Annotated in this window: 19 protein-coding genes; 11 read left to right on the forward strand and 8 right to left on the reverse strand. The window is 72.0% G+C overall.

The genetic code is table 11. The features are described from left to right. The first annotated feature begins 129 nt into the window (after positions 1-129). Together ACFYO9_RS22625 and ACFYO9_RS22630 are read left to right on the forward strand one after the other, a co-directional pair. Positions 130-786 (forward strand): TetR/AcrR family transcriptional regulator, encoded by a 657-nt coding sequence (locus tag ACFYO9_RS22625; protein ID WP_358774862.1) that lies wholly within the window; start codon positions 130-132, stop codon positions 784-786. 90 nt (positions 787-876) lie between these two features. Next, on the forward strand, positions 877-2,400 hold the full coding sequence (locus ACFYO9_RS22630; RefSeq protein ID WP_355807557.1) for an MFS transporter: 1,524 nt from the start codon (positions 877-879) through the stop codon (positions 2,398-2,400). A 31-nt stretch (positions 2,401-2,431) separates the two neighbouring features. On the opposite strand, the gene ACFYO9_RS22635 is transcribed toward ACFYO9_RS22630, so the two are convergent. Beyond that, the gene (locus ACFYO9_RS22635) at positions 2,432-2,947 is read right to left on the reverse strand and encodes a MarR family transcriptional regulator (protein WP_355807555.1); all 516 of its coding nucleotides are present in this window, start codon (positions 2,945-2,947) and stop codon (positions 2,432-2,434) included. Positions 2,948-3,097: 150 nt separating this feature from the next. Between ACFYO9_RS22635 and ACFYO9_RS22640 the strand changes: the two genes are divergently transcribed. Continuing rightward, on the forward strand, positions 3,098-3,859 hold the full coding sequence (locus ACFYO9_RS22640; protein WP_355808041.1) for a class III extradiol ring-cleavage dioxygenase: 762 nt from the start codon (positions 3,098-3,100) through the stop codon (positions 3,857-3,859). A gap of 304 nt (positions 3,860-4,163) precedes the next feature. On the opposite strand, the gene ACFYO9_RS22645 is transcribed toward ACFYO9_RS22640, so the two are convergent. Next, positions 4,164-5,204 carry a questin oxidase family protein gene (locus ACFYO9_RS22645; RefSeq protein ID WP_358774860.1) on the reverse strand — a complete coding sequence of 347 codons (1,041 nt, stop codon included), beginning with the start codon at positions 5,202-5,204 and terminating at the stop codon, positions 4,164-4,166. A 116-nt stretch (positions 5,205-5,320) separates the two neighbouring features. After that, positions 5,321-5,863 (reverse strand): N-acetyltransferase family protein, encoded by a 543-nt coding sequence (locus tag ACFYO9_RS22650; protein WP_358774858.1) that lies wholly within the window; start codon positions 5,861-5,863, stop codon positions 5,321-5,323. Between the two features lie 184 nt (positions 5,864-6,047). On the opposite strand from ACFYO9_RS22650, the gene ACFYO9_RS22655 reads away from it, so the two are divergent. Beyond that, positions 6,048-7,046, forward strand: coding sequence for a sigma-70 family RNA polymerase sigma factor (locus ACFYO9_RS22655; RefSeq protein ID WP_358774856.1), 999 nt, complete (start codon positions 6,048-6,050; stop codon positions 7,044-7,046). 115 nt (positions 7,047-7,161) lie between these two features. Here the strand turns inward: ACFYO9_RS22655 and ACFYO9_RS22660 are convergent, their stop codons facing one another. Further along, positions 7,162-8,178 carry a YafY family protein gene (locus tag ACFYO9_RS22660; RefSeq protein WP_358774854.1) on the reverse strand — a complete coding sequence of 339 codons (1,017 nt, stop codon included), beginning with the start codon at positions 8,176-8,178 and terminating at the stop codon, positions 7,162-7,164. 62 nt (positions 8,179-8,240) lie between these two features. On the opposite strand from ACFYO9_RS22660, the gene ACFYO9_RS22665 reads away from it, so the two are divergent. Then, positions 8,241-9,773, forward strand: a complete 1,533-nt coding sequence (locus ACFYO9_RS22665) for an MFS transporter (RefSeq protein WP_358711334.1) — start codon at positions 8,241-8,243, stop codon at positions 9,771-9,773. A gap of 119 nt (positions 9,774-9,892) precedes the next feature. Here the strand turns inward: ACFYO9_RS22665 and ACFYO9_RS22670 are convergent, their stop codons facing one another. Further along, a complete protein-coding gene (locus ACFYO9_RS22670; RefSeq protein ID WP_358774852.1) occupies positions 9,893-10,774 on the reverse strand; it encodes an extracellular solute-binding protein in 882 nt (293 codons plus the stop codon). Positions 10,775-11,035: 261 nt separating this feature from the next. Here ACFYO9_RS22670 and ACFYO9_RS22675 point away from each other — a divergent pair, with 261 nt between their 5' ends. From ACFYO9_RS22675 to ACFYO9_RS22695, 5 genes are all read left to right on the forward strand, one after another. Next, positions 11,036-11,722 (forward strand): TetR family transcriptional regulator, encoded by a 687-nt coding sequence (locus ACFYO9_RS22675; RefSeq protein ID WP_358774851.1) that lies wholly within the window; start codon positions 11,036-11,038, stop codon positions 11,720-11,722. Positions 11,723-11,913: 191 nt separating this feature from the next. Next, on the forward strand, positions 11,914-12,675 hold the full coding sequence (locus ACFYO9_RS22680) for a DeoR/GlpR family DNA-binding transcription regulator (RefSeq protein ID WP_355807541.1): 762 nt from the start codon (positions 11,914-11,916) through the stop codon (positions 12,673-12,675). An 85-nt stretch (positions 12,676-12,760) separates the two neighbouring features. Beyond that, positions 12,761-13,708, forward strand: a complete 948-nt coding sequence (pfkB, locus tag ACFYO9_RS22685; protein WP_358774849.1) for a 1-phosphofructokinase — start codon at positions 12,761-12,763, stop codon at positions 13,706-13,708. A 331-nt stretch (positions 13,709-14,039) separates the two neighbouring features. Then, positions 14,040-16,079, forward strand: a complete 2,040-nt coding sequence (locus tag ACFYO9_RS22690; RefSeq protein ID WP_358774848.1) for a fructose-specific PTS transporter subunit EIIC — start codon at positions 14,040-14,042, stop codon at positions 16,077-16,079. Between the two features lie 174 nt (positions 16,080-16,253). Beyond that, positions 16,254-16,559, forward strand: coding sequence for a hypothetical protein (locus ACFYO9_RS22695; RefSeq protein ID WP_355807536.1), 306 nt, complete (start codon positions 16,254-16,256; stop codon positions 16,557-16,559). Positions 16,560-16,655: 96 nt separating this feature from the next. On the opposite strand, the gene ACFYO9_RS22700 is transcribed toward ACFYO9_RS22695, so the two are convergent. The 3 genes from ACFYO9_RS22700 to ACFYO9_RS22710 form a co-directional block, all read right to left on the reverse strand. Further along, positions 16,656-17,501, reverse strand: coding sequence for a DUF6227 family protein (locus ACFYO9_RS22700; RefSeq protein WP_358774847.1), 846 nt, complete (start codon positions 17,499-17,501; stop codon positions 16,656-16,658). Positions 17,502-17,696: 195 nt separating this feature from the next. After that, positions 17,697-18,914 carry an Ig-like domain-containing protein gene (locus tag ACFYO9_RS22705; protein ID WP_358774845.1) on the reverse strand — a complete coding sequence of 406 codons (1,218 nt, stop codon included), beginning with the start codon at positions 18,912-18,914 and terminating at the stop codon, positions 17,697-17,699. A 172-nt stretch (positions 18,915-19,086) separates the two neighbouring features. Continuing rightward, positions 19,087-20,196: a P1 family peptidase gene (locus ACFYO9_RS22710; RefSeq protein ID WP_358774843.1), complete on the reverse strand. Its 1,110-nt coding sequence runs from the start codon at positions 20,194-20,196 to the stop codon at positions 19,087-19,089. 249 nt (positions 20,197-20,445) lie between these two features. Here ACFYO9_RS22710 and ACFYO9_RS22715 point away from each other — a divergent pair, with 249 nt between their 5' ends. Beyond that, positions 20,446-21,879 (forward strand): NarK family nitrate/nitrite MFS transporter, encoded by a 1,434-nt coding sequence (locus tag ACFYO9_RS22715; protein ID WP_358774842.1) that lies wholly within the window; start codon positions 20,446-20,448, stop codon positions 21,877-21,879. Positions 21,880-21,943: the final 64 nt, after the last annotated feature.

Below are 21,943 nucleotides of genomic sequence, written 5' to 3' on the forward strand. Positions count from 1 at the left end.
CGGGAAATATCCGGGGACTGTCTCCCCGTTTAGACCTGTGTCCGCGCGAAACGGGGAAGCACTCCCCGGATCGCCGGAGCCGGGACCCAGCGGGGCCCCGGACGAAGACCCACCGACCGAGGAGCAGCCGTGGACACCGCCACCGCGCCGCAGCGCCGCGCCACCCGCCCGCGGGCCGACGCCCTGCGCAACCGGGAGCGGATCGTCGCCGCGGCGCGCGAGATGTTCGTGGAGTACGGGGCCGACGTACCCCTCGACGAGGTCGCGCGCCGGGCCGGCGTCGGCAACGCCACGGTCTACCGTCACTTCGCCGACCGCGGCGAACTGGTCCGCCAGGTCGTCCGCACGGTGATGGAGCGCGTCACGGCCCTAGCCGAACAGGGCATCGCCACGGCGGACGCCGACGAGGGTGACGCGTACGGCGCGCTGCGCACCTTCGTGCACGCCGCGGCCGAGGAGCGGATCGGCGCCATGTGCCCGATCCTCTCGCCCGAATTCGACCCCTTCCACCCCGAACTCCTCGATGCCCGCGAGCAGTTGGAGCGGTCCATCGAAGACCTCATGGAGCGGGCCCGCGCGGCCGGGCAACTGCGCACCGACATCGCCGTCGGAGACCTGATGGTCGCCCTCTCCCAGCTCACCCGGCCCCTGCCCGGCACGGCCTGCCCGAGCATGGACCGCTTCATCCACCGCCATCTGCAGCTGTTCCTCGACGGCCTGATGGCGCCCGCCCGCTCCGACCTCCCGGGGGAGGCGGCGACCCTGCAGGACCTCCGGCAGGACTGACCCGCCCGCCCCCGACTCTCACCCGCTTCACCGCTTCATCCCGTACGTCGTTCGTTCTTCACCACTCCGTACCGCTAGGTGGCTACTCCCATGTCCGAAACCGCTCTGAAGCCCGGCACCGGGCCCGACGCCAACCGCTGGAGAGCGCTGGTCTTCATCGCTCTCGCGCAGCTGATGGTCGTGCTCGACGCGACCATCGTGAACATCGCGCTGCCCTCCGCCCAGCAGGACCTCGGCATATCCGACGGCAACCGCCAGTGGGTCATCACGGCCTACGCGCTCGCCTTCGGCGGTCTGCTGCTCTTTGGCGGCCGCATCGCCGACCTGTGGGGCCGCAAGCGCACCTTCGTGACCGGCCTGATCGGCTTCGCCGCGGCCTCCGCGCTCGGCGGCGCCGCGACCGGCGAGGCCATGATGCTGGGCGCCCGCGCCCTGCAGGGCGTCTTCGGCGCGCTGCTCGCGCCCGCCGCCCTCTCGCTGCTCGCGGTGATGTTCACCGACGCCAAGGAGCGCGCCAAGGCCTTCGGCATCTACGGCGCGATCGCCGGTGGCGGCGGCGCCGTCGGCCTGATCCTCGGCGGCTTCCTCACCGAGTACCTGAACTGGCGCTGGACCTTCTTCGTGAACATCCCGTTCGCGGTGATCGCCGCCCTGGGCGCGTACTTCGTCATCCGTGAGCCGGCCGGCGGCCGCAACCGCTCGCCGCTCGACATCCCCGGCGTGGTCCTCTCCACCCTCGGCCTGGTCTCGCTGGTCTACGGCTTCACCCGCGCCGAGTCCGCCGGCTGGTCCGACTCCGTGACCATCGCCATGTTCGTCGCGTCGGCCGTGCTGCTCGCCGCGTTCGTCCTCACCGAGGGCAAGGTCAAGTCGCCGCTGCTGCCGCTGCGCGTCCTGACCGAGCGCAACCGCGGCGGCGTCTACCTGTCGCTCGGTCTCGCCGTCATCGCGATGTTCGGCCTGTTCCTGTTCCTCACGTACTACCTGCAGATCGTCAAGGGCTTCTCGCCGGTCAAGACCGGCTTCGCCTTCCTGCCGATGATCGTCGGCATGATCACGGGCTCCACGCAGATCGGCGCCCGCCTGATGACCCGCGTCCCGCCGCGGCTGCTGATGGCCCCGGGCTTCCTGCTCGCCGCCCTCGGCATGCTGCTCCTGACGCAGCTGGAGATCGGCACCTCGTACGCCGGTCTGATCCTGCCCGCGCAGCTGATGCTGGGTCTGGGCATGGGTACGGCGTTCATGCCGGCGATGTCCCTTGCCACGCACGGCGTCGAGGCCCGTGACGCGGGTGTCGCCTCCGCGATGGTCAACACCTCGCAGCAGGTCGGCGGCGCCATCGGCACGGCCCTGCTGAACACCATCGCCGCGTCGGCGACCACCGCGTACCTCACGGACCACGCGTCCCTGGCCGCCTCCAACCCCAGGCTCCTCCAGGCGCAGGCCATGGTCGAGGGCTACACCAGCGCCATCTGGTGGGCGGTCGGCATCCTCGCGGTCTCCGCGCTGATCGCCGCGACGTTCATCACCACCGGCGCCCAGGGCGGCAACTCCTCGGCCTCGTCGCAGGACGGCGTCGAGGACGAGGTCAAGGTGCCGGTGCTGGCGCACTGACCCGGTTCGTGGGCAGCTTCGTGGGCAGCACCTAGCGGAGCCAGGGGAGGTCCGCCCCGGCCTCCTTCGGCTGAAGTCCCTCGGCGACGATCGTCATGATCTCGCCGAGGGACTTCTGCTGTTCCGGGGTGAGCCGGTCGAAGAGGGCCTGGCGGACGGCGGTGACGTGGCCGGGTGCGGTCCTGCGCAGCACCTCGAACCCCTCGTCGGTGAGGATCGCCAGCTGGCCGCGCCGGTCCGACGGGCAGTCCTCGCGCCGGACCCAGCCGCTCTTCTCCAGGCGGGCGACCGCGTGCGAGAGACGGGACCGGGTGATTTTCATGATCTTGGCCAGTTCGGTCATCCGAAGCCGCCGCCGGGAGGCGTCGGACAACTGGACCAATATGCCGTAGTACATGTGCGGCATGCCCGCGTCGCGCTGCAACTGCCGGTCGAGGACGTCGTCGAGAAGCGTGGTCGCCTGGAGGTAGGCCCGCCAGACGCGCTGCTCGTCGCCGTCCAGCCAGCGCGGCTCGTCGGCCGGGGAAGAGGTCGCTGCCGTATCCATGTACCCCACTGTACGAGGCCTGTCCTTGAACATTGAACAAACCAGGCGTACGGTTGCCAGTGAAGCTACTTGAGACTTCAAGTAAGCAGTAGGACTCATAGGTCTCCAAGCGAGACTTCACGCCAGAGGATGAGGTGCGCGATGACCCGCATGCCTGCCCTGTACCTCAGCCACGGGGCCCCGCCGCTCGCCGACGACCCGGTGTGGCCCGGCGAGCTGGCCGCCTGGTCGGCGCGGTTGCCGCGGCCCCGCGCGATCCTGATGGTCTCCGCCCACTGGGAGGAGGCCCCCCTCGCGCTGTCCGCCACCGAGACGCTGCCCCTCGTGTACGACTTCTGGGGCTTCCCCGAGCGCTACTACGAGGTGACGTACGCGGCGCCCGGCGCGCCCGGACTCGCCGCCTCCGTACGGAAGTTGCTGCACGCACCCGGCACGCCGGTGCAGGACGTGCCGGACCGCGGGCTCGACCACGGGGCGTACGTCCCGCTGGTGGAGATGTACCCGGACGCGGACGTCCCGGTGCTCCAGATGTCGCTGCCGACCCTCGACCCGCGCCGCCTCATGGACATCGGCCGCAGGCTCGCCCCGCTGCGGGACGAGGGCGTACTGATCGTGGGCAGCGGCTTCTTCACGCACAACTTGGCCGCGCTGCGGCAGGGCGGCGTCCCCGCCTGGTCGGCGGAGTTCGACGCGTGGGGCCACGAGGCCCTGGAGTCGGGCGACGTGGACGCCCTCCTCGACTTCGCCCACACGTCCCCGGCGGCCCACCTGGCCCACCCGCGCACGGAACACTTCGCCCCCCTCTTCGTCACCCTGGGCGCGGCGGATGCGACGGGCGACCTGACCGCCCAGCACAGCGTGATCGACGGCTTCTGGATGGGCTTGGCGAAGAGATCGGTGCAGTTCGGCTGAGGGGGTACGGGGGGAGATGACGTCGCCGGGCGCGGTGGTGCGGCCAGGGGCGCGGGGAACTGCGCGCCCAGCCACACACGGCCCGCAGGTGCAAAACCGCCTGGTGCGGCAGGGGATGACGTCGCCGGACGCCGTGGTGCCGCCAGGGGCGCGGGGAACTGCGCGCCCAGCCACACACGGCCCGCAGGCGAAAAACGGCCCGGTGGGGCAGGGGGATGACGTCGCCGGGCGGCGGTGCGGCCAGGGGCGCGGGGAACTGCGCGACCGGCCACACACCACCCCGCACGACGAAGAACCGCCACCCTCAGCGAAGCGGCACGCTCAGCTCGACCGCCCATAGGGCCGCCCCCAGCGCCCGCTGATCGCCGACATCCAACGCCGTGTCCGCGAACTTGATCACATGCTCGTCCCCATGAGCGAGCGCCCGCGCGAAGACCTCCTCGGCGACGAGGTCACCGGAGGGCTCGTACGCGACGGCCTCATCCGGCGCGTACATGGCGGTGACGGCAGCCGACGCCGTCCAAGCCGCCCGCAGGCTCGGCACCCACAACCCGCGCGGCAACGCGGGAAGCACGCGGAGCACGGCGTTGGGCGCCGTCGCCGCGTGCACCAGCATCGTCTCCTCGCCGTGCCCGTGCGTGGCGTACCGGTGCGTCGCCGCACGGACGAGCTCGGCGAGCAGCCGCCGCGCCTCCTCGGGGTCCGTCACCGCGGAGCCCCACCGCGGCAGCGCGCCCACCCGGCCGAGCCGCTCCGGAAAGCTGCCGGCCGCGCGCTCGGCGATGGGCGGCACCGCCTCCAGCGCGTCGGCCGCGCTGAGGGCGCCCGGCAACGGGGCGAGGGCGCCGAGCGGCCGGTGCCGGGCCGCCCAGTAGCCGAGCCCGTGCGCGAGCTCGGCGAGCCGCGGCCCGGTGAGGTCACCCTGCTCCGAGCCCTGCCCAGCACCCTGCTCCAGGGCCCGCACCGCATGCCCCACCCGGATCACCGGATGCGTGGACCCCCCGTACAGGCCGGGCAGCAGCCGGGGCCACCACGTGGCGAGCACGTCACGCCACGGCTCCGCCGCCAGCTTCCGGCGGAAGTACGCGATCCAGTCCGCGGCCCGGCGCGGATCACCCAGCGCGGCCCGCCAGCCTGCGTCGGTGACCGGCTCGACGGAGGCGGGGAAGTCCTCCAGTTTCGGGGCGTAGAGATCGAGCCACCGGTGGACGGCGCCGGCCTGCCCGCGCGCGGTGAGCGCCTCGACGGCCATCGGCGCGTGGTTGGTGAGCCGCCCCAGCCGCTCGGGCCCGGAGGCGTGCAGCCGCTGCAGGGCTTCGTCGAGGGTGCCTGTGGTGTCGGTCATGCGGGGACGGTAGGCGCCGCGGGCGGTCGCACGTATCGGGCGCGGGTCCGAGAAACCGGCATCCTGACGGGCCGCACGACCTAGTCCGCGGCCTGGTTCGCGACCTAGTTCGCGCCCTAGGTCCCCGGACCGAGCGGCCGCTCGTACCAGGCGACGTCCCAGTACCGCCCGAACTTCCTGCCCACTTCCCCGTACGTGCCGATGTGCCGGAAGCCGAAGCGCTCGTGCAGACGGACCGACGCCTCGTTCGGCAGGGCGATGCCCGCGTACGCGCGGTGCAGGTCCTCGCCGGCCAGGGCGTCGAGAAGCGCCCGGTAGAGGAGGGTGCCGACGCCCCGGCCCGCGGCGTCGGGTGCGCAGTACACGCTGACCTCCACGGAGGTGGCGTACGCGGACTTCGGACGGAGAGGACTACTCGTCGCGTAACCGAGCACCCGAGAGGGGCGGAGACCGGAATCCGACCCCTGAGCAACCAAGAGACGGTGCGGGCCGTCTTTGGGGTGGGAGAGCAGCCAAGGGCGGCGCTCTTCCGGACGGAAGACGACGGTGTCGAAGGTGACGGCCGTCTCACGCACGTAGTGGTTGTAGAGGTCCGTCAGGGCTTCGAGGTCGGCCTCATCGCCCGGCCTGACCTGCACCTCCGTGCGTTCCGACGGCATCTGGCCTCCCATGTGGCGCCACAGGGTACTGCACCGTCAGGAAAAAAGATGCGCGGCTTGGGAATTCTGTCCTGATTCCAGTCGTTGTTTCCATCGGATGCCGGGCACCCGAGGGTGTGCCATCCACCACAGAGGCCCCACCAGTGGGCCGACCAGGAACCCCATAGATCGCAAGGGAGCACGCATGGCAACCCGTGCCGTCGCCCGTCGTAAGTCCGCCTCCGGCGAGACCGACGCGGCACGCAGTGTTCGCGCCGTAGGCGGGGAGATCGCCGACCGCGACCTGGTCGGCATGTACCTCGACGAGATCGCGCGTACGCCACTGTTGGACGCAGCCAAGGAAGTGGAGCTCTCCCAGGTCATAGAGGCGGGGGTGTACGCGGGGAAGATCCTGGCCGGCGAGGTCGAGGACAGCAAGGTGACCGCGGACCGCGAGGAGCTTCAGGCGCTGGTCGCCGACGGCGAGCGGGCCAAGGACGTCTTCATCCGGTCGAACCTCCGCCTGGTCGTCGCGGTCGCCCGCCGCTATCCGCGCAGCGGCCTGCCCCTGCTGGACCTGATCCAGGAGGGCAACGCCGGCCTGGTGCGCGCGGTCGAGAAGTTCGACTACGCCAAGGGTTTCAAGTTCTCCACCTATGCCACCTGGTGGATCCGCCAGGCCATCACCCGCTCCATCGCCGACCAGTCCCGCACCATCCGCCTCCCCGTCCACCTGGTCGAGGAGCTGGGCCGGATCCGCCGCGTGCAGCGCGAGTTCAACAGGGAGAACGGCCGGGATCCGGAGCCCGCGGAGATCGCCGCCGAGCTGTCCTCGACGCCCGCCCGCGTCACGGACGTCCTGGACTGGGCGCGCGACCCGGTCTCGCTGAACATGGGCGTGGACGACGACGGCGACACCCAGTTCGGCGACCTCCTGGAGGACACCTCCGCCGTCTCGCCCGAGCAGTCCGTCCTCTCGCTGCTGCGCAGCGAGGAGCTCGACAGCCTCCTCGGCCGCCTCGACCAGCGCACGGCCTCCATCATCAAGATGCGGTACGGCATCGAGGACGGCCGCGAGCGGACGCTGACGGAGGTCGGCAAGGAGCACGGGCTTACCCGTGAGCGGATCCGTCAGATAGAGAAGCACGCGCTGCTCGAACTGAAGAAGTTGGCGCGGGACACGGGGTTCGACGCGGCGGCCTAGGCGGCCGGCCTTGTGCGGTCACTCCTCCTGCCCCGGTGTCGGGCCCCCGGCGCCGGGGGTCTGTCTGCCACGTCCTGGTACGCCGTTTTTGCGAGTGCGTCGCGCTTCGCGCGTTTTACCCACCCGCCCGCCCTTGTTGCCCGTGTGGCCTGAGCGAGTGGGTCAGGCGGGTGCTCATGTCCGTGATGCAGGCCCTCAGCTCCCGTGGCCCGTGCACCGTGAAGTCGCAGTCCATGACGGCCAGGCGGACCGCCAGCCACTCCACGGAGTCCGACGCCGTGCAGCGCAGTCGGCAGCTGTGCTCGTCCAGCGGTTCCACCGGGCCGAGCGCCGAGGGCAGCCGCGCGATGACGAACGCCGCGGGCGCCGCGAAGGTGATGTCCAGGTCGTGCGTCTGCCGCCCGCGCCACATCGCGTCGCGGATGAACTCCGCCGCGTCCCCCTTCGGCAGCTCCCGCGGCGCGAACCGCGCGCCCGTCGCGAAGGGCTCGCTCACCCGGTCCACCCGGAACGTCCGCCAGTCCTCGCGGTCGATGTCGTACGCCACGAGGTACCAGCGCCGCCCCGTCGACACCAGCCGGTACGGCTCGGTGAGCCGGCGCGACTGCGTACCGTCGCCCGACCGGTAGGCGAACCGCAGCCGCTCGTGCCCGGCCGCCGCCGACGCCATCACGGTCAGCGTCTCCGGCGCGATACTCGCCCCGTCCCCGCTGGTCAGCGGCGTCGTGGCGATCTGCAGCGCGGAGACCCGGTGGCGCAGCCTGGCGGGCAGCACCTGTTCCAGCTTGGCCAGCGCCCGTACCGACGCCTCCTCCACACCCTCCACCGCGTGGCCCGCCCCGGCCCGCAGGCCGACCGCGATGGCCACCGCCTCCTCGTCGTCCAGGACCAGCGGGGGCATGGCCTTGCCCGCCACGAGGCGGTAGCCGCCGGCCGCGCCCTGGCTGGCCCGCACCGGATAGCCGAGGTCGCGCAGCCGGTCGATGTCGCGCCGCACCGTGCGCCTGCTGACCGCGAGCCGCTCGGAGAGCTCGGCGCCGGGCCACTCGCGGGGCGTCTGGAGGAGCGAGAGGAGCTGGAAGAGCCGGGCCGGGGTGTCGGTGCCGGCCGCCGTACCGTCCGTCGTCGTCATACGTTCAGGATGCCGGAGATATAGGTCATGGACTGGCCTATATGGCCTCTAGCCTGACCGGCATGACTTCACCTAGCCCCACTTCCGTACCCGGGACGCCGGTGGCCGCCGGCGACCGGCGGCGCTGGTTCGCCCTGGCCATCGTGATGACCGCTGCCTTCATGGACCTGGTCGACGTCACGATCGTCAACATCGCCATCCCGTCCATCAAGCAGGACACGGGCGCCTCGTTCAGCCAGATCCAGTGGATCACCGCGGGGTACGCGCTCGCCTTCGCCGCCGGCCTCATCACCGGCGGACGGCTCGGCGACATCCACGGCCGCAAGCGGCTCTTCCTCATAGGGATCACCGGATTCACCGTCGCCTCCGCGCTCTGCGGCTTCGCGGCCAACCCGGAGATGCTGGTCGCCTCGCGCATCCTCCAGGGCGGCATGGCCGCGCTGATGGTGCCGCAGGTCCTCTCGATCGTGCACGCCACCTTCCCCGCGCACGAGCGCGGCAAGGTCTTCGGTCTCTTCGGCATGGTCGTCGGCCTCGGCGCGGTCTCCGGGCCGCTGCTCGGCGCGCTGCTCACCGAGTGGAACATCTTCGGCCTGGAGTGGCGGCCGATCTTCCTCATCAACCTGCCGGTGGGCGTCGCGGGCGTGATCCTCGGCCGGAAGTTCATCACCGAGTCCAAGGCGCCCCGGGCCCTCAAGCTCGACCTCGTCGGCGTCGTCATGGTCACGCTCGGCCTGCTGATGCTGCTCTACCCGCTCACCCGCGGGCGCGAGCTGGACTGGCCGGTGTGGGGATACGTCATGATGGGCGGCGCCTTCGTCGTCTTCGGCGCCCTCGTCGCGTACGAGAAGCGGAAGGCCGCGAAGGACGGTTCGCCGCTCGTCGAACTGTCGCTGTTCAAGGTGAAGAGCTTCGCGGCGGGCATCGCGGTGCAGACCGTGTTCGGTGTCGCGCTCGGCATCTTCTTCCTGGTCTGGACCCTGTACATGCAGGTCGGCCTCGGCTGGAGCGCGCTGCGCGCCGGTCTGACCGGGGTGCCGTTCTCCATCGCGGTCTCGGCCGCGGCCGGGCTCTCCGTGCAGAAGCTCGTGCCCCGCTTCGGGCGCAAGGTGCTGCAGGCCGGCGCCCTGACGATGGCGGCCGGCGTGCTCCTCTACATCTGGGAGGCCGACCGGTACGGGGCGGACATCGCGCCCTGGCAGATGGCGCTGCCCCTCGTGGTGATGGGTGTCGGCATGGGCCTGATCGTGGCCCCGATCACCGACGCGGTCCTCTCCGACGTACCGCAGGAGCACGCCGGTTCGGCCTCCGGTCTCATCAACACCGTGCAGCAGATGGGCAACGCGCTCGGCCTCGGCCTGGTCTCGGTCGCCTTCTTCGGAGTGATCGACGAGCGGGTCGCGCCGTACCGAATTCCCGCCGAGTACGCGGACGGCTTCCAGAACGCCCTGTGGTGGGTGACCGGCGTCCTCGTGGTCATCTTCCTGCTGATGTTCGCGCTGCCCGCGAAGCCGCGGCAGCATGTCGAGGGCGGTGCCGGCGAGGAGCCGTCGCAGGACGAACTGCCCGAGAAGGAGCCCGCGTTGACCTCTTGAGCCAGGGGTTCGACGGTCACGGTCAGGGGCAGTCGGTGGATCGGCCGCGACCCGGTGGGGAGCCTCAGAGCTCCGCCCGGGTCGCCGTCGTGTCCAGGGCCTCCAGGACGGCCCTCGGGTCACCGCCCTTCGCCACCGCCTCGCCGATGTGCCGGCGGACGGGCGCTCCTCACCTTGGGCCACGAACCGAGGTTCGTCGGCTGGAACCGTGCCTGCGGCATCTGGTCGATGAACTCCCGCATCGGCCGCTGCTCCGGATTCTCGCGCAGCGCCTGCGCCGCCGAACTCGTCACCGGCAGCGCGGTTCGGCTGCCGCCGTACTCCAGCGCGGACTTGCGGCCGTAGAGGAAGCCCAGGAACGCGCCGCACTGCTCGCGCCGCCCGTTCCGCCGGAACGCCATCAGCCAGTCGTTGAGGCCCACCGGCGGCGCGGCCCCACCGGTCTTCTCGGGGAACGGGGCGTGCGCGTACGGGAATTGGGCCTTGTCGGCGGCGCCCATCAGGACCGGGTGCGCGATCATCATGCCGATCTTCCCGCGCAGGAACTGGGCGTACGCGTCCGTCCTCGTCAGCGACTTGGGGTCGGCGCCCGCCAGCCCGGGCCGGACCAGGTGGTCGCGGAGCCAGGTCAGGGTTGCGATGTTGCCGGGGGTGGCGAAGTCGTAGCCGGTGAGTCCCGCGTAGCCGCCGCCGTCGGCAAGGAGCCAGGCGAGCGCCTCGTCCTCGGCGGCCTCCGGGCCCAGCTGCAGCCCATAGGGGGTGGGCACGCCGGCCGCCTTCAACGCCCGCGCCGCGTCGCGCAGTTCGGCCCAGGAGCGGGGCGCGGTGACGCGGGCGCGCTTGAAGAGGTCCTTGTTGCAGAAGAGGCGCGGGGTGCGTGAGCCGCGGGGGCGTGCGTACCTTCGCGTCCTCGTGGCCGCGGCCTGCCCGGTGAGGGGCCGACTGCGTCCAGCGGGGGAGTGCTGTCCCGTGGGGAGAGCGGTGCTCTGCTGGGGGAGCACTGCTCTGCTGGCAGAGCGCCGTCCCGCTGCGAGAGCAGTGCTCCGCTGAGGGAGCGCCCGACCCATTGCGAGAGCAGCGCTCCGGCGCCGTTTCGCCGCGAGAGCACTGCCCCACAAGGGAAGCACCGCCCCGTTGCGAGAGCGCCATCCAGTTGGGAGGGCCGCTGACACCCGTCCCGCGGATGATGGTGGCAGATTCTGCCATACGGGCAGTACGTGACGTCACCGCCCGGTAGGGGACGCTGGCATAACCTGCCAGGCATGCCTGCAAGTTCGCTGACGGAGCGCCGTAAGAACGAGACCCGCCTGGAGATCGCCCGCACCGCCGCGGCGCTCTTCGTCGCGGACGGGCTGCGGGCCACCCGCGCCGAGGACATCGCCCGCGCGGCCGGCGTCGCGCCGCGCACCTTCTACCGCTACTTCGCCACCAAGGAGGAGTCGGTCGCCCCGCTCTTCGCCGCGGGCGCGCAGCAGTGGGCCGAGGCGGTGCGCCGGGCGCCGGCGGATCTGCCGGTTCCGGACGCGCTGCGGCACGCGGTGGCCGACGCGCTGGGCGCCGGGGACGCGGCGGCGGTGGAGTCCCTCGACTGGGTCCGGTCGCTGCTGCGCATGTCGGAGCGGAGCGCGGCGCTCCGCTCGGTCTGGGCGGACGCCTGCCACGCCTCGGAGCAGACACTTCTGGCGGTCCTCGCGGAACGGGCGGCAGGGGCGGAACGGGCCGCAGGGGCGGAACAGGCGGGAGGGGCCGAGCTGCCCGGGCCGGAGGAGCTGCCCGGGCCGGGGGAGGCGGGGATGGTGTTGCGGCTCGCGGCGGGCGTCGCGAGTGCGGCCGTGCGGGTCGCGGTGGAGAGCTGGGCTGCGGGGGAGGAGCCGGCGCGGGGTGCGGGAGGCCCGGCGGCGCTGGCGGAGCGGTGCCTCGGCGCGCTCGACGGGTTCCGGTGGCCGTAGGGCCGGCCCTACGGAACCTCCCGCTACGAGGGGACTTACGTCGGCCTCGGGTGAGGTCCAAGGGGGCCCCGCCCACCGTACGAAAGTCCGTTTGTGTCCGATGAGGGTCCGAACCCGTTTACTTTCCCGTATCCCAGCCGTACTCTGCGCGTGAAACCACATGCTCGGACATTCGGCGGAGGCAAACGGACATGTACGCACCGGAGCGACAGCAGGAGATCCTGCGCCTGGCGCGTGACGGCGGGCGGGTCGACGTGCTGTCGCTGGCCGAGGAGTTCCGGGTCACGGCCGAGACCATCCGGCGCGACCTGAAGGCCCTCGACCGGGCCGGACTCGTGCGCCGCGTGCACGGCGGCGCCATACCGGCCGGGCGGCTCGACTTCGAGCCTGACCTCGCCGAGCGCGAGGGCACCGCCGCCGACGAGAAGGACCGCATCGCCCGCGCCGCCCTCGCCGAGCTGCCCGCCGAGGGCAGCGTCATCCTCGACGCGGGCTCGACCGTCGCGCGGCTCGCGGCGGCGCTCCCGCTGGAGTCGACGCTCACCGTGGTCACCCACGGTCTGCCCACCGCCGCGCGCCTCGCCGACCACCCCGGCATCCAGCTCCACCTCATCGGCGGCCGCGTCCGGCAGCGCACCCGCGCCGCGGTCGACGCGTGGGCGCTGCGGGCGTACGGGGAGATCCGCGCGGACGTCCTCTTCCTGGCCGCCAACGGTTACTCGGCGCAGGGTGGCCTCACCACGCCCGACCTCGCGGAGGCCGCCGTGAAGCGGGCGGCGGTCGCCGCGGCCCGCCGCGTCGTACTGCTCGCCGACTCCGCCAAGCACGGCCAGGAACACTTCGCCCGCTTCGGCGACCTCACCGACGTGGACCTGCTGATCACCGACACGGGCCTGGGCCAGGACGAGGCGGCCGAGATCGAGGCGGCGGGCACGGAAGTCGTACGCGCATGAGTACGCGTACGAGTACGAGCAATGGCACCACCCCGAGTACGAGCACGCGCACGCGCACGAACCAGGAAGCAGCAGCGGTACCCGCATGATTCTCACCGTCACCCCCAACCCCTCCCTGGACCGCACCTACGAGGTGCCCGCGCTCGACCGGGGCGAGGTCGTCCGCGCCACCGGCGACCGCATGGACCCGGGCGGCAAGGGCGTCAACGTCTCGCGGGCCGTCGCGGCGGCGGGCGTGCGGACGGTCGCCGTGCTTCCGCTGGGCGGCGCGCCCGGCGCGCTCGTCGCCCAACTCCTGGACGAGCAGGGCATCGAGGTCGCCCCGGTGCCGGTGGCCGGGCAGACCCGCTCCAACATCGCGGTCGCGGAGCCGGACGGCACGCTCACGAAGATCAACGCGCCGGGCCCCGAACTGTCCGACGGCGAGCGGGAGTTGTTGCTCAGCGCCGTGGGCGAGCGGTCGGCGGGTGCGGACTGGATCGCCTGCTGCGGCAGCCTCCCGCGCGGCCTGCGGCCGTCCTGGTACGCGGAGTTGGTGGCCCGCGCGCACGCGGCCGGTGCCCGGATCGCCCTCGACACCTCGGGCCCCGCGCTGCTCGCCGCGCTCGCCGAACGCCCCGACGTGGTCAAGCCCAACGCCGAGGAGCTCGCCGGTGCGGTCGGCCGTCCGCTCGCCACGGTGGGCGACGCGGTCAAGGCCGCGGAGGAGCTGCGGGGCCTCGGCGCCCGCGCGGTCCTCGCCAGCCTCGGCGCCGACGGCCAACTCCTGGTCGACGAGACGGGCGCCTACTTCGCGAGCGCACCCGTCGACACAGTCCGCAGCAACGTCGGCGCCGGCGACTCCTCCCTGGCCGGCTTCCTGATCGCGGGCGGTACGGGCCCGCTGGCGCTCGCCTCAGCCGTGGCGCACGGAGCCGCGGCGGTCCAACTGCCGGGCAGCGCGATGCCGACACCGGCGGACCTGGTGCCGGGCGCGGTCACGGTGACGGCGGAGGTCCCACTGGACCGCGCGCTGAGGGAGCCGGTCTCGTGAGGGCGCGGATGTCGGTGCGGTCCGCTGCCGCGTTCCTTTCGGTCACCGGGGCTGCTCGGGTTCGCCTCGGCTGTGGCGCACGGGTCAGCCGTGGTTCAGCTGCCGGGCGGCGTGATGCCGGCGCCGGTGGACCTCGTCCCGGGTGTGGTCACCGTGACGGCCGAAGTCCCGCTGGACCGCGCGGTGACGGGAGCCGGCTCGTGAGGGCGCCCCTGCGGTCCGTTGCCGATGCCTCCGCCCTGCCGACTGCCACCGTCCTCCCCTCAACCCCAGCCCCTGCCCCAGCCCCAGCCCCCGCCCCCCGGGCGATACGCGTGCGAAGGAGCCCGCGATGACCGAGATGATCACCGCGGACCTGGTCGACCTCGAACTCGACCTGTCCGCCGGAACCAAGGAAGCCGCGGCGCGTGCGCTCGCCGAGCGCATGGTGGCCCTCGGGCGTGTCAGCGACCTGGACGGGTTCCTCGCCGACGTGGCGGCCCGCGAGGCGCAGATGCCGACCGGCCTGGACGGCGGCATCGGCATCCCGCACTGCCGCAGCGCCCACGTCACCGAGCCGACCCTCGCCTTCGGGCGCGCGGCGCGCGGCATCGACTTCGGTGCGCCGGACGGCCCCGCCGACCTGATCTTCCTGATCGCGGCCCCGGCGGGCGCGGACGACGCCCACCTGACGATCCTCTCCTCGCTGGCACGGCAGTTGATGGACGCGGAGTTCACCGGGGCGCTGCGGTCGACCTCGACGGCCCAGGAGGCGGCGGCGCTGATCCGGGGCGAGGCGAGCCCCGGCGCCGGGCGGGATGAGGACGGCGACGGCACCGAGCCCGACGCCGAGGGGCCCGGCACCGGGGGGCTCGGCGCCCCCGCACCCCCCTTCCGTATCGTCGCCGTCACCTCCTGCCCCACCGGCATCGCGCACACCTACATGGCCGCCGAGTCGCTCGAGAACGCCGCCCGCGAGGCCGGCGTCGAGCTGACGGTCGAGACGCAGGGCTCGGCAGGGTTCACCCGCCTCGACCCGGCGGTCGTCGCCGCCGCGGACGCGGTGATCTTCGCCCACGACGTCCCCGTACGCGACAAGCCCCGCTTCGCGGGCAAGCCCACCGTCGACGTGGGCGTGAAGGCCGGCATCAACCGTCCCGCCGAACTCATCGCGGAGGTACGGGAGAAGGCGGCGCGCGGCGAGACGACCGCCCCCACCGGCACGGCCCCCGTCGACCACGCCGGCGACGCCGAGGACGGCTACGGCACCAAGCTGCGCAAATGGCTGATGTCCGGCGTCAGTTACATGGTGCCGTTCGTCGCCGCGGGCGGCCTCCTCATCGCCCTCGGCTTCGCCATCGGCGGCTGGAAGATCGACAAGGCCCCGTCCGTCGCCGAACACTTCATCTGGACGGACCACACCAGCTGGGCCGCGCTGCTCTTCCAGATCGGCGGGCTCGCCTTCGCCTTCCTGGTCCCGGTCCTCGCGGGCTACATCGCGTACGGGATGGCCGACCGGCCGGGCCTCGTGCCCGGTTTCGTCGGCGGTTCGGTCGCCGTAACGATCGACGCCGGGTTCCTCGGCGGTCTCGCCGCGGGTCTGCTCGCGGGCGCCGTCGTCATGGGGATCCAGCGTGTCCGCATCCCGGCCGTGCTGCGCGGCATCATGCCGGTGGTGGTGATCCCGCTGATCTCCTCGGCGGTGGTCGGCTTCCTGATGTTCCTCGTCGTCGGCAAGCCCATCGCGTCCCTGCAGAGCGCGCTGACCGACTGGCTGGAGGGGCTCACCGGGGCCAACGCGATCATCCTCGGCGTGATTCTCGGCCTGATGATGTGCTTCGACCTCGGCGGCCCGCTCAACAAGGTGGCCTACGCCTTCGCGGTCGGCGGCCTCACCCACCCGACCGACGGATCCCTGAAGGTGATGGCCGCGGCGATGGCGGCCGGCATGGTCCCGCCGCTCGCCATGGCGCTCGCCACGACGGTCCGCGGCCGCCTCTTCACCAAGACCGAGCGGGAGAACGGCAAGGCGGCCTGGTTCCTCGGCGCCTCCTTCATCACGGAGGGCGCGATTCCGTTCGCGGCGGCCGACCCGTTGCGCGTCATCCCGGCGTCCATGGCGGGCGGCGCGGTCACCGGCGCCCTGTCGATGGCGTTCGGCTGCACACTGCGGGCCCCGCACGGCGGCGTCTTCGTGGTCCCGCTGATCGGCCAGCCGCTGCTGTACCTGGTCGCCGTCGCCGCGGGTGTCGGTGTCTCGACGGCCGTGGTCGTGCTGCTCAAGGGGGCCAGGAAGACGGCCCCTTCGGGCGAGGGAGTGGGCGTGGAGCCGAAGGGTGGCGCCCCGCTCGGGGAGGCACCCGACGGGAAGCGGGAGTCCGTGACGGCCTGATCGATGGCCGGGTGAGCGATGCCCCCTGGGCCTCAAAAGACCATCAAAAGGCCCTCAAGAGGCCCAGGGGAGTGCGGAACTCGGGAATCCGGAGTGTGCGACTTGCGTCACTTCGGGACCTAAGTCCTATTACCCCCTGTCGTAAGCCCCCGCCCCTGTTGTCTACTGGGCCGCATGCTCCAGGATGTATCGACCATTCAGCAGATAGGCGTGGCCGTGCTCGCCGTGGCGACCGCGGTCTGGGCCGTCGGCCTGGTGCGGGTGATGCGCAGGGAGCGGCCCGGCCGTTCGGGCGGGTTCGACCGGTTCGAGCGGTTCGAACGCCTCGACGTGGAGGGGTGGGGCCAGGCGCAGCCGCTCCACGCGCTGCCGGTCCAGCAGGGGCCGCCGCGCGCGGAGACCGTGGAGCTCACGGCGGACGAGCGGGACGCCTTCGCCGGTCTGGTACGGCAGTTCGGCGAGGGCCGCGGGCGAGCCTGACGCCACGGGGCGTGCCGGTCCAGCCTGGGTGCTGCCGGCTCTGCCCGCTCTGCCGACTCCGCAGGCCCCGCCGGGTTCCGCGGCCGCGGCCGACCCTTACGCCTCCGCCGCCCGCCGTTGTCCCCGCCCTTGCCCCTGGCCCCGCCCCCGTTCCCGTCCCCGCTCCCGTCCGTGTTCTTGGGTCCAGGCGCGTGCCCTGCGCTCCATCGCGGCGCGGGCCGCCGCCTCGGTGTCGTACACCTCACACCTGTGCCGCCCGTCGGGCGTGAGGGTGTGCTCGACCTCCCACAGGCTGGTCTCGCCGCCGTCGAAGAGCAGAAACGCGTGCTCGTAGAGCGAGAAGCACATCCGGATCTCGCCGGCCAGGCAGGGGCGGCCGAAGGCCTGCGTGATCTGGTGCGCGAACGCCGTACGCAGCAGCCGCTCGACGCTCGTGCCCGGCCGGTCCGCGTCGGGGTTCTCGGCGCGGCGCAGCAGCCGGCGCGCGTGGTCCGCCGAGCCGTCCGGCACGTACGTGTGCCGGGGGCCGGGGTCGGCCGGGGGCTGGAGCACGACCGGCCGGCCGCACGCGGGCGGATCGGGCGGCAGCGGCAGCCGCGACGTGGCGACGCCGGCCTCCTCCTCGTCGGTGTAGATCTCGTGCGTCGGCGGGCCGCCCGGTGCCGTGTTGTGGACCAGCTCCCAGAGCGTGAGCACCGACGCGTCCGTGAGCAGCCAGGTGTGCCGGTACGTCTCGCGGTGCAGGCCCGAGCTGTGGTGAGCCGAGTGCAGCGAACTGTCGTGCGCGAGCGCCGATTCGAGGCGCGCGACGACCTCGTCCGGCAGGTCGAAGGAGTTCATCGCACGGCCGAGGAGTCGCTCGAGGTGTTCCTCCGGGGAGTGTGGTTCGGGCGACTCGGGTGGCTCGTACGCGGTGTCATAAGTGTCGTACGGAACGCTCAAGGCTTCTCCCGGCGTTGCTACATGTCACCTGGTGAGTGCATACCGTAGCCCCTGGGTCGGACATCATGCCCGGGAACGGGAAAACGCGCGAGCCACGCGGGAAGTTCCCGCGTGGCTCGCTCAGTTGGGGGACGCCGCCGAGGCATTGCCGCCCAGGTCACAGGCGTGCCCGCCCGGTCTCGCAGGCGGTTCGGGTCAGCTCGCGCTGCCCGCGGTCCACTCGCTCCAGGACATGTTCCAGCCGTTGAGGCCGTTGTCCGGGGCGACGGTCTTGTCGGGGGAGCCCTTGACCGTCACGACGTCACCGATCAGGGAGTTGCTGAAGAACCAGGCGCCCTGGGTGTTCGGGTCGCCCGCACCCCGCGCGTCCTGCAGGCCGACGCAGCCGTGGCTGGTGTTGGCGCTGCCGAAGATCGAGGGCGAACCCCAGTAGTTGCCGTGGATGAACGTGCCCGACGAGGACAGGCGCATCGCGTGCGGCACATCCTTGATGTCGTACTCGCCGCCGAAACCGACCGTGTCACCGTTCATCCGGGTCTGGGTGAACTTCTCCGAGATGACCATCTTGCCGTTGTACGTCGGGTTCGACGGGCTGCCCGCGGAGATCGGGACGGTCTTGATGACCTTGCCGTCCCGCTCGACCGTCATCTTCTTGGCCTGGACGTCGACGGTGGAGACCTGCGCCCGGCCCACCGTGAAGGTGACCGTCTTGTTCTGCACGCCGGTGGCGCCGTTCGAGCCCTTCACGCCGTCCAGGTCGATCTTCATCGTGACCTTGGAGCCGGCCTTCCAGTACTCCTCCGGCCTGAAGTCCAGTCGCTGGTTGCCGAACCAGTGGCCGACGACCTGCTGGCCGCTGCTCGACGTCACCGTGATGTGCGACTGGACGTCCTTCTTCTCCGTGATCGCCTTGTCGAAGGTGAAGGAGACCGGCATGCCGACGCCGACGGTCGCGCCGCCGTCCGGCGTGTAGGTGCCGATGAAGCTGTTGGCCGAGGAGACCGTCGTGAACGTCGCGTTCTCCGTCGCCGCGTTGCCCTTGGCGTCCTTGGCGTCGGCGGTCACCTTGTACTTCGTGCCGCGCTCCAGCTGGGACTTGGGCTTCCAGCTGGTGCCGTCGCCGGAGATGGTGCCCTCGACCGCGGTGCCGGACGTCACAGACGTCATTTTCACGCTCGTCAGCTTGCCGCCGGCGACCTTGACGCCGGTGGCGTTGATCGAGGCGTCGGTGGCGCCGTCCTTCGACGAGATGGTGATGTCGGCGCCCTTGGCGGCCGAAGCCCCGCCCTGCTTGTCGTCCTTGGCGTCCGCGTCACCCCCGCAGGCCGACAGGGTCAGCGCGCCCACGGCGGCGAGCGCGGTGGCGGCCAGCAGGGCACGGCGCCGGGGGTTGACTATGACCGACCTTGTCACGGGCTGCTCCAAGTACGTGTTCTGATCCAGTACGTTCTGATCCAGTACGAGTAAAGAGCGACCTGTGCGGGTCAGAGGTTCCCGCGGCACGGTGTGAGTGTGGGCACATCTCGGGGACTCCGCGGGGCCTCAACGGGCGCCGAGTGAAGGGGATTTGCCCGTATTGCAGCTCTTATTGCACCACCCCCTCGGCTTCGTCTGCGTAGAGGTCGCGGTACGCGGGGAAGGTGCCGCCCGGCGTCCGCACGGACTCGGCCGCGAGCATCGCCCGCACGATCGCCGCCGTCACCATGTCCGCGCCCGCGGCGAGGATCTCGTTGAGGGCGAGGGGGCGTTCGGCGGGCAGGGCGTGCGCCCCGGTGGCGAGGGCGAAGACCGTGTCGCCGTCGTTGAGGAGGTGGACGGGCCGCACCGCCCGCGCCATGCCGTCGTGCGAGGTGCCGGCCAGCTTCTGCGCCTGGGCCTTGGTGAGTTCGGCATCCGTGGCGACGACGGCCAGCGTGGTGTTCAACGGCGGCGCCCCGTTCGCCGCCGCGGCCTCGTCGAGGCGCCGCGTCGCCGCCGCGTGGACCTCGGGTGCGGGGTAGGCCACCCGCCGCCCCGCGAAGTACCTCCCGTACAGCACGCCCGTCTCCGGATCGACCCCCGCGCCCGCGGCGTTCGCCACCACCAGCGCGGCGACCGTGACCCCCGAGTCGAGGCGGACGCTCGCGCTGCCGACACCGCCCTTGAACCTGCCGACCACCGCGCCGGTGCCCGCGCCGACGTTGCCCTCCTCGACGGGGTCGAACTCCGCCGTGCGCGCGGCCGCCTCGACCGCCGCCCGGCCGGCCCCCGCGTCGGGCCGCGCCCCGAAGTCGCCGCCCCGCCCCAGGTCGAAGACGCAGGCGGCCGGGACGACAGGGACGACGTGGGACGGATCCGGGCCGACCCGCACGCCCCGGTGCCGCTCCGCCAGCCACCCCATCACCCCGGAGGCGGCGTCCAGTCCGTACGCGCTGCCGCCGGTGAGGACGACGGCCTCGACGCGCTGCACCAGATTGCGCGGGTCCAGGGCGTCCGTCTCTCGGGTGCCGGGCCCGCCGCCGCGCACGTCCACGGCGGCGACGGCACCGCCCTCGGGCGCGAGGACCACAGTGGTCCCGGTGAGCCGCCCGCCCCCGGCCCACGTGGCATGCCCGACCCGAAGCCCGGCTACGTCGGTGAGGGAGCCGGGGGCGGGGGTGGGGTCGGAGGGCGGCGCGGGGTCGGAGGGCGTCGCGGAGTGGGGCTCAGAGGTCATGAGGTAGGCGTACCACCCCCGCTCGCCGGCAACCGGGGTGCGACGCCCGCACGGTGAGCCTTCGGGGCGGCACCGGGTTTGGGATGGCATCGAGCCTGCGGGGACGGGGCCTGAAGTCCCGGCACCTTCCCCCTCTTTGGCCTGCCCACAACGTGCCCTACGCCTCTGCTGCCGCGAGCCCGCGCGCGTGATCGTGGATGTGTCAGGCCCCGGAGCAAGGTCGGGACCCTGAGCGAACTGGGAACCAACATGAGATCGCCTGCCGCCCAAGCGACGCGGACCGCGCCGACGGGCACCTCGTACGACCCCGCGCAGTACCGGCCCGGCAAGACCATCACCGACTGGGAGCCGGAGAACGAACTCTTCTGGAAGTCCACCGGCCGCAGGGTCGCCGCGCGCAACCTGTGGATCGCGGTGCCCGCCCTCCTCGTCGCCTTCGTGGTGTGGCAGGTGTGGTCGGTCACCGCGACCAACCTCAAGGACGTCGGCTTCGGCTTCTCCACCTCCCAGCTGTTCTGGCTGACGGCGGTACCGGGCCTGACCGGCGGCACGGCCCGCATCCTCTACACCTTCCTCGGCCCGATGATCGGCCAGCGCCGGTTCACCGCGCTCTCCACGATCGTCCTGGTCGTCCCGCTGATCTGGCTCGGCATCGCGGTCCAGAACCCCGACACCTCGTACGGCGTCATGATCGCCATCGCGGCCCTGTGCGGCATCGGCGGCGCCAACTTCGCCTCGTCTCTGGCCAATATCGGCTTCTTCTTCCCGAAGAAGGACAAGGGCAACGCCACCGGCATCAACGGCGGCCTCGGCAACCTCGGCGTCTCCGTGGTCCAGCTGCTCACCCCGATCGTCATCACCAGCTCGGTCATCGCGGTCGGCTCGGCCCAGCACAAGGCCGACGGCACACCGGTCTGGCTGCAGAACGCCGCGTTCCTGTGGGTGCCTGTCCTGGTGATCCTGGCCGTCGTCGCCTGGTTCGGCCAGAACGACCTCAAGGTCGCCTCCACCCCCTTCAGCCAGCAGAAGATCATCTTCAAGCGCAAGCACAACTGGCTGATGACCTGGCTCTACGTCGGCACCTTCGGCTCCTTCATCGGTTTCGCCGCTGCCCTGCCGATGCTCATCAAGACCACGTTCACCCCGATCGACGCGGCCTACTCCGCGGCCACCTACGCCTGGATGGGCCCGGCCGTGGGCGCGCTGGCCCGCTGGGCCGGCGGCTGGATCGCGGACAAGATCGGCGGCGCGCGGGTCACCATCATCTCGTTCGTCGGCATGGCGCTCTCGATCATCGGCGTGATCAACTTCCTGCCCGCCGGCGGCGGCAGCGGCAACTTCTGGGGCTTCTTCGCCTGCTTCCTGTGCGCGTTCTTCTTCTCGGGCATCGGCAACGGCTCCACGTTCCGCCAGATCCCGGTGATCTTCCGCAACCAGCACCTGAAGGGCCTGACCGAGGGCACGCCCGAGTACACGAAGGCGCTGAAGCAGTCGGAGATGGAGGCGGGCGCCGTCACCGGCTTCACCTCCGCCATCGCCGCGTACGGCTTCTTCTTCATCCCGGCGATGTTCGCCAACTTCGCGGTCACCAGCGCGATGTGGGGCTTCGTGGCCTTCTACGTCAGCTGCATCGCGGTCACCTGGTGGTGCTACGCCCGCAAGGGCGCGGAGTCGCCGAGCTGACGCCCCGGGAGGCGTGAGCGACACGGTCCGGGCGGGCCGAGTGTGGGAGCACTCGGCCCGCCCT

It is taken from the genome of Streptomyces sp. NPDC005863 (genome assembly GCF_042871345.1).
GTDB lineage: Bacteria > Actinomycetota > Actinomycetes > Streptomycetales > Streptomycetaceae > Streptomyces.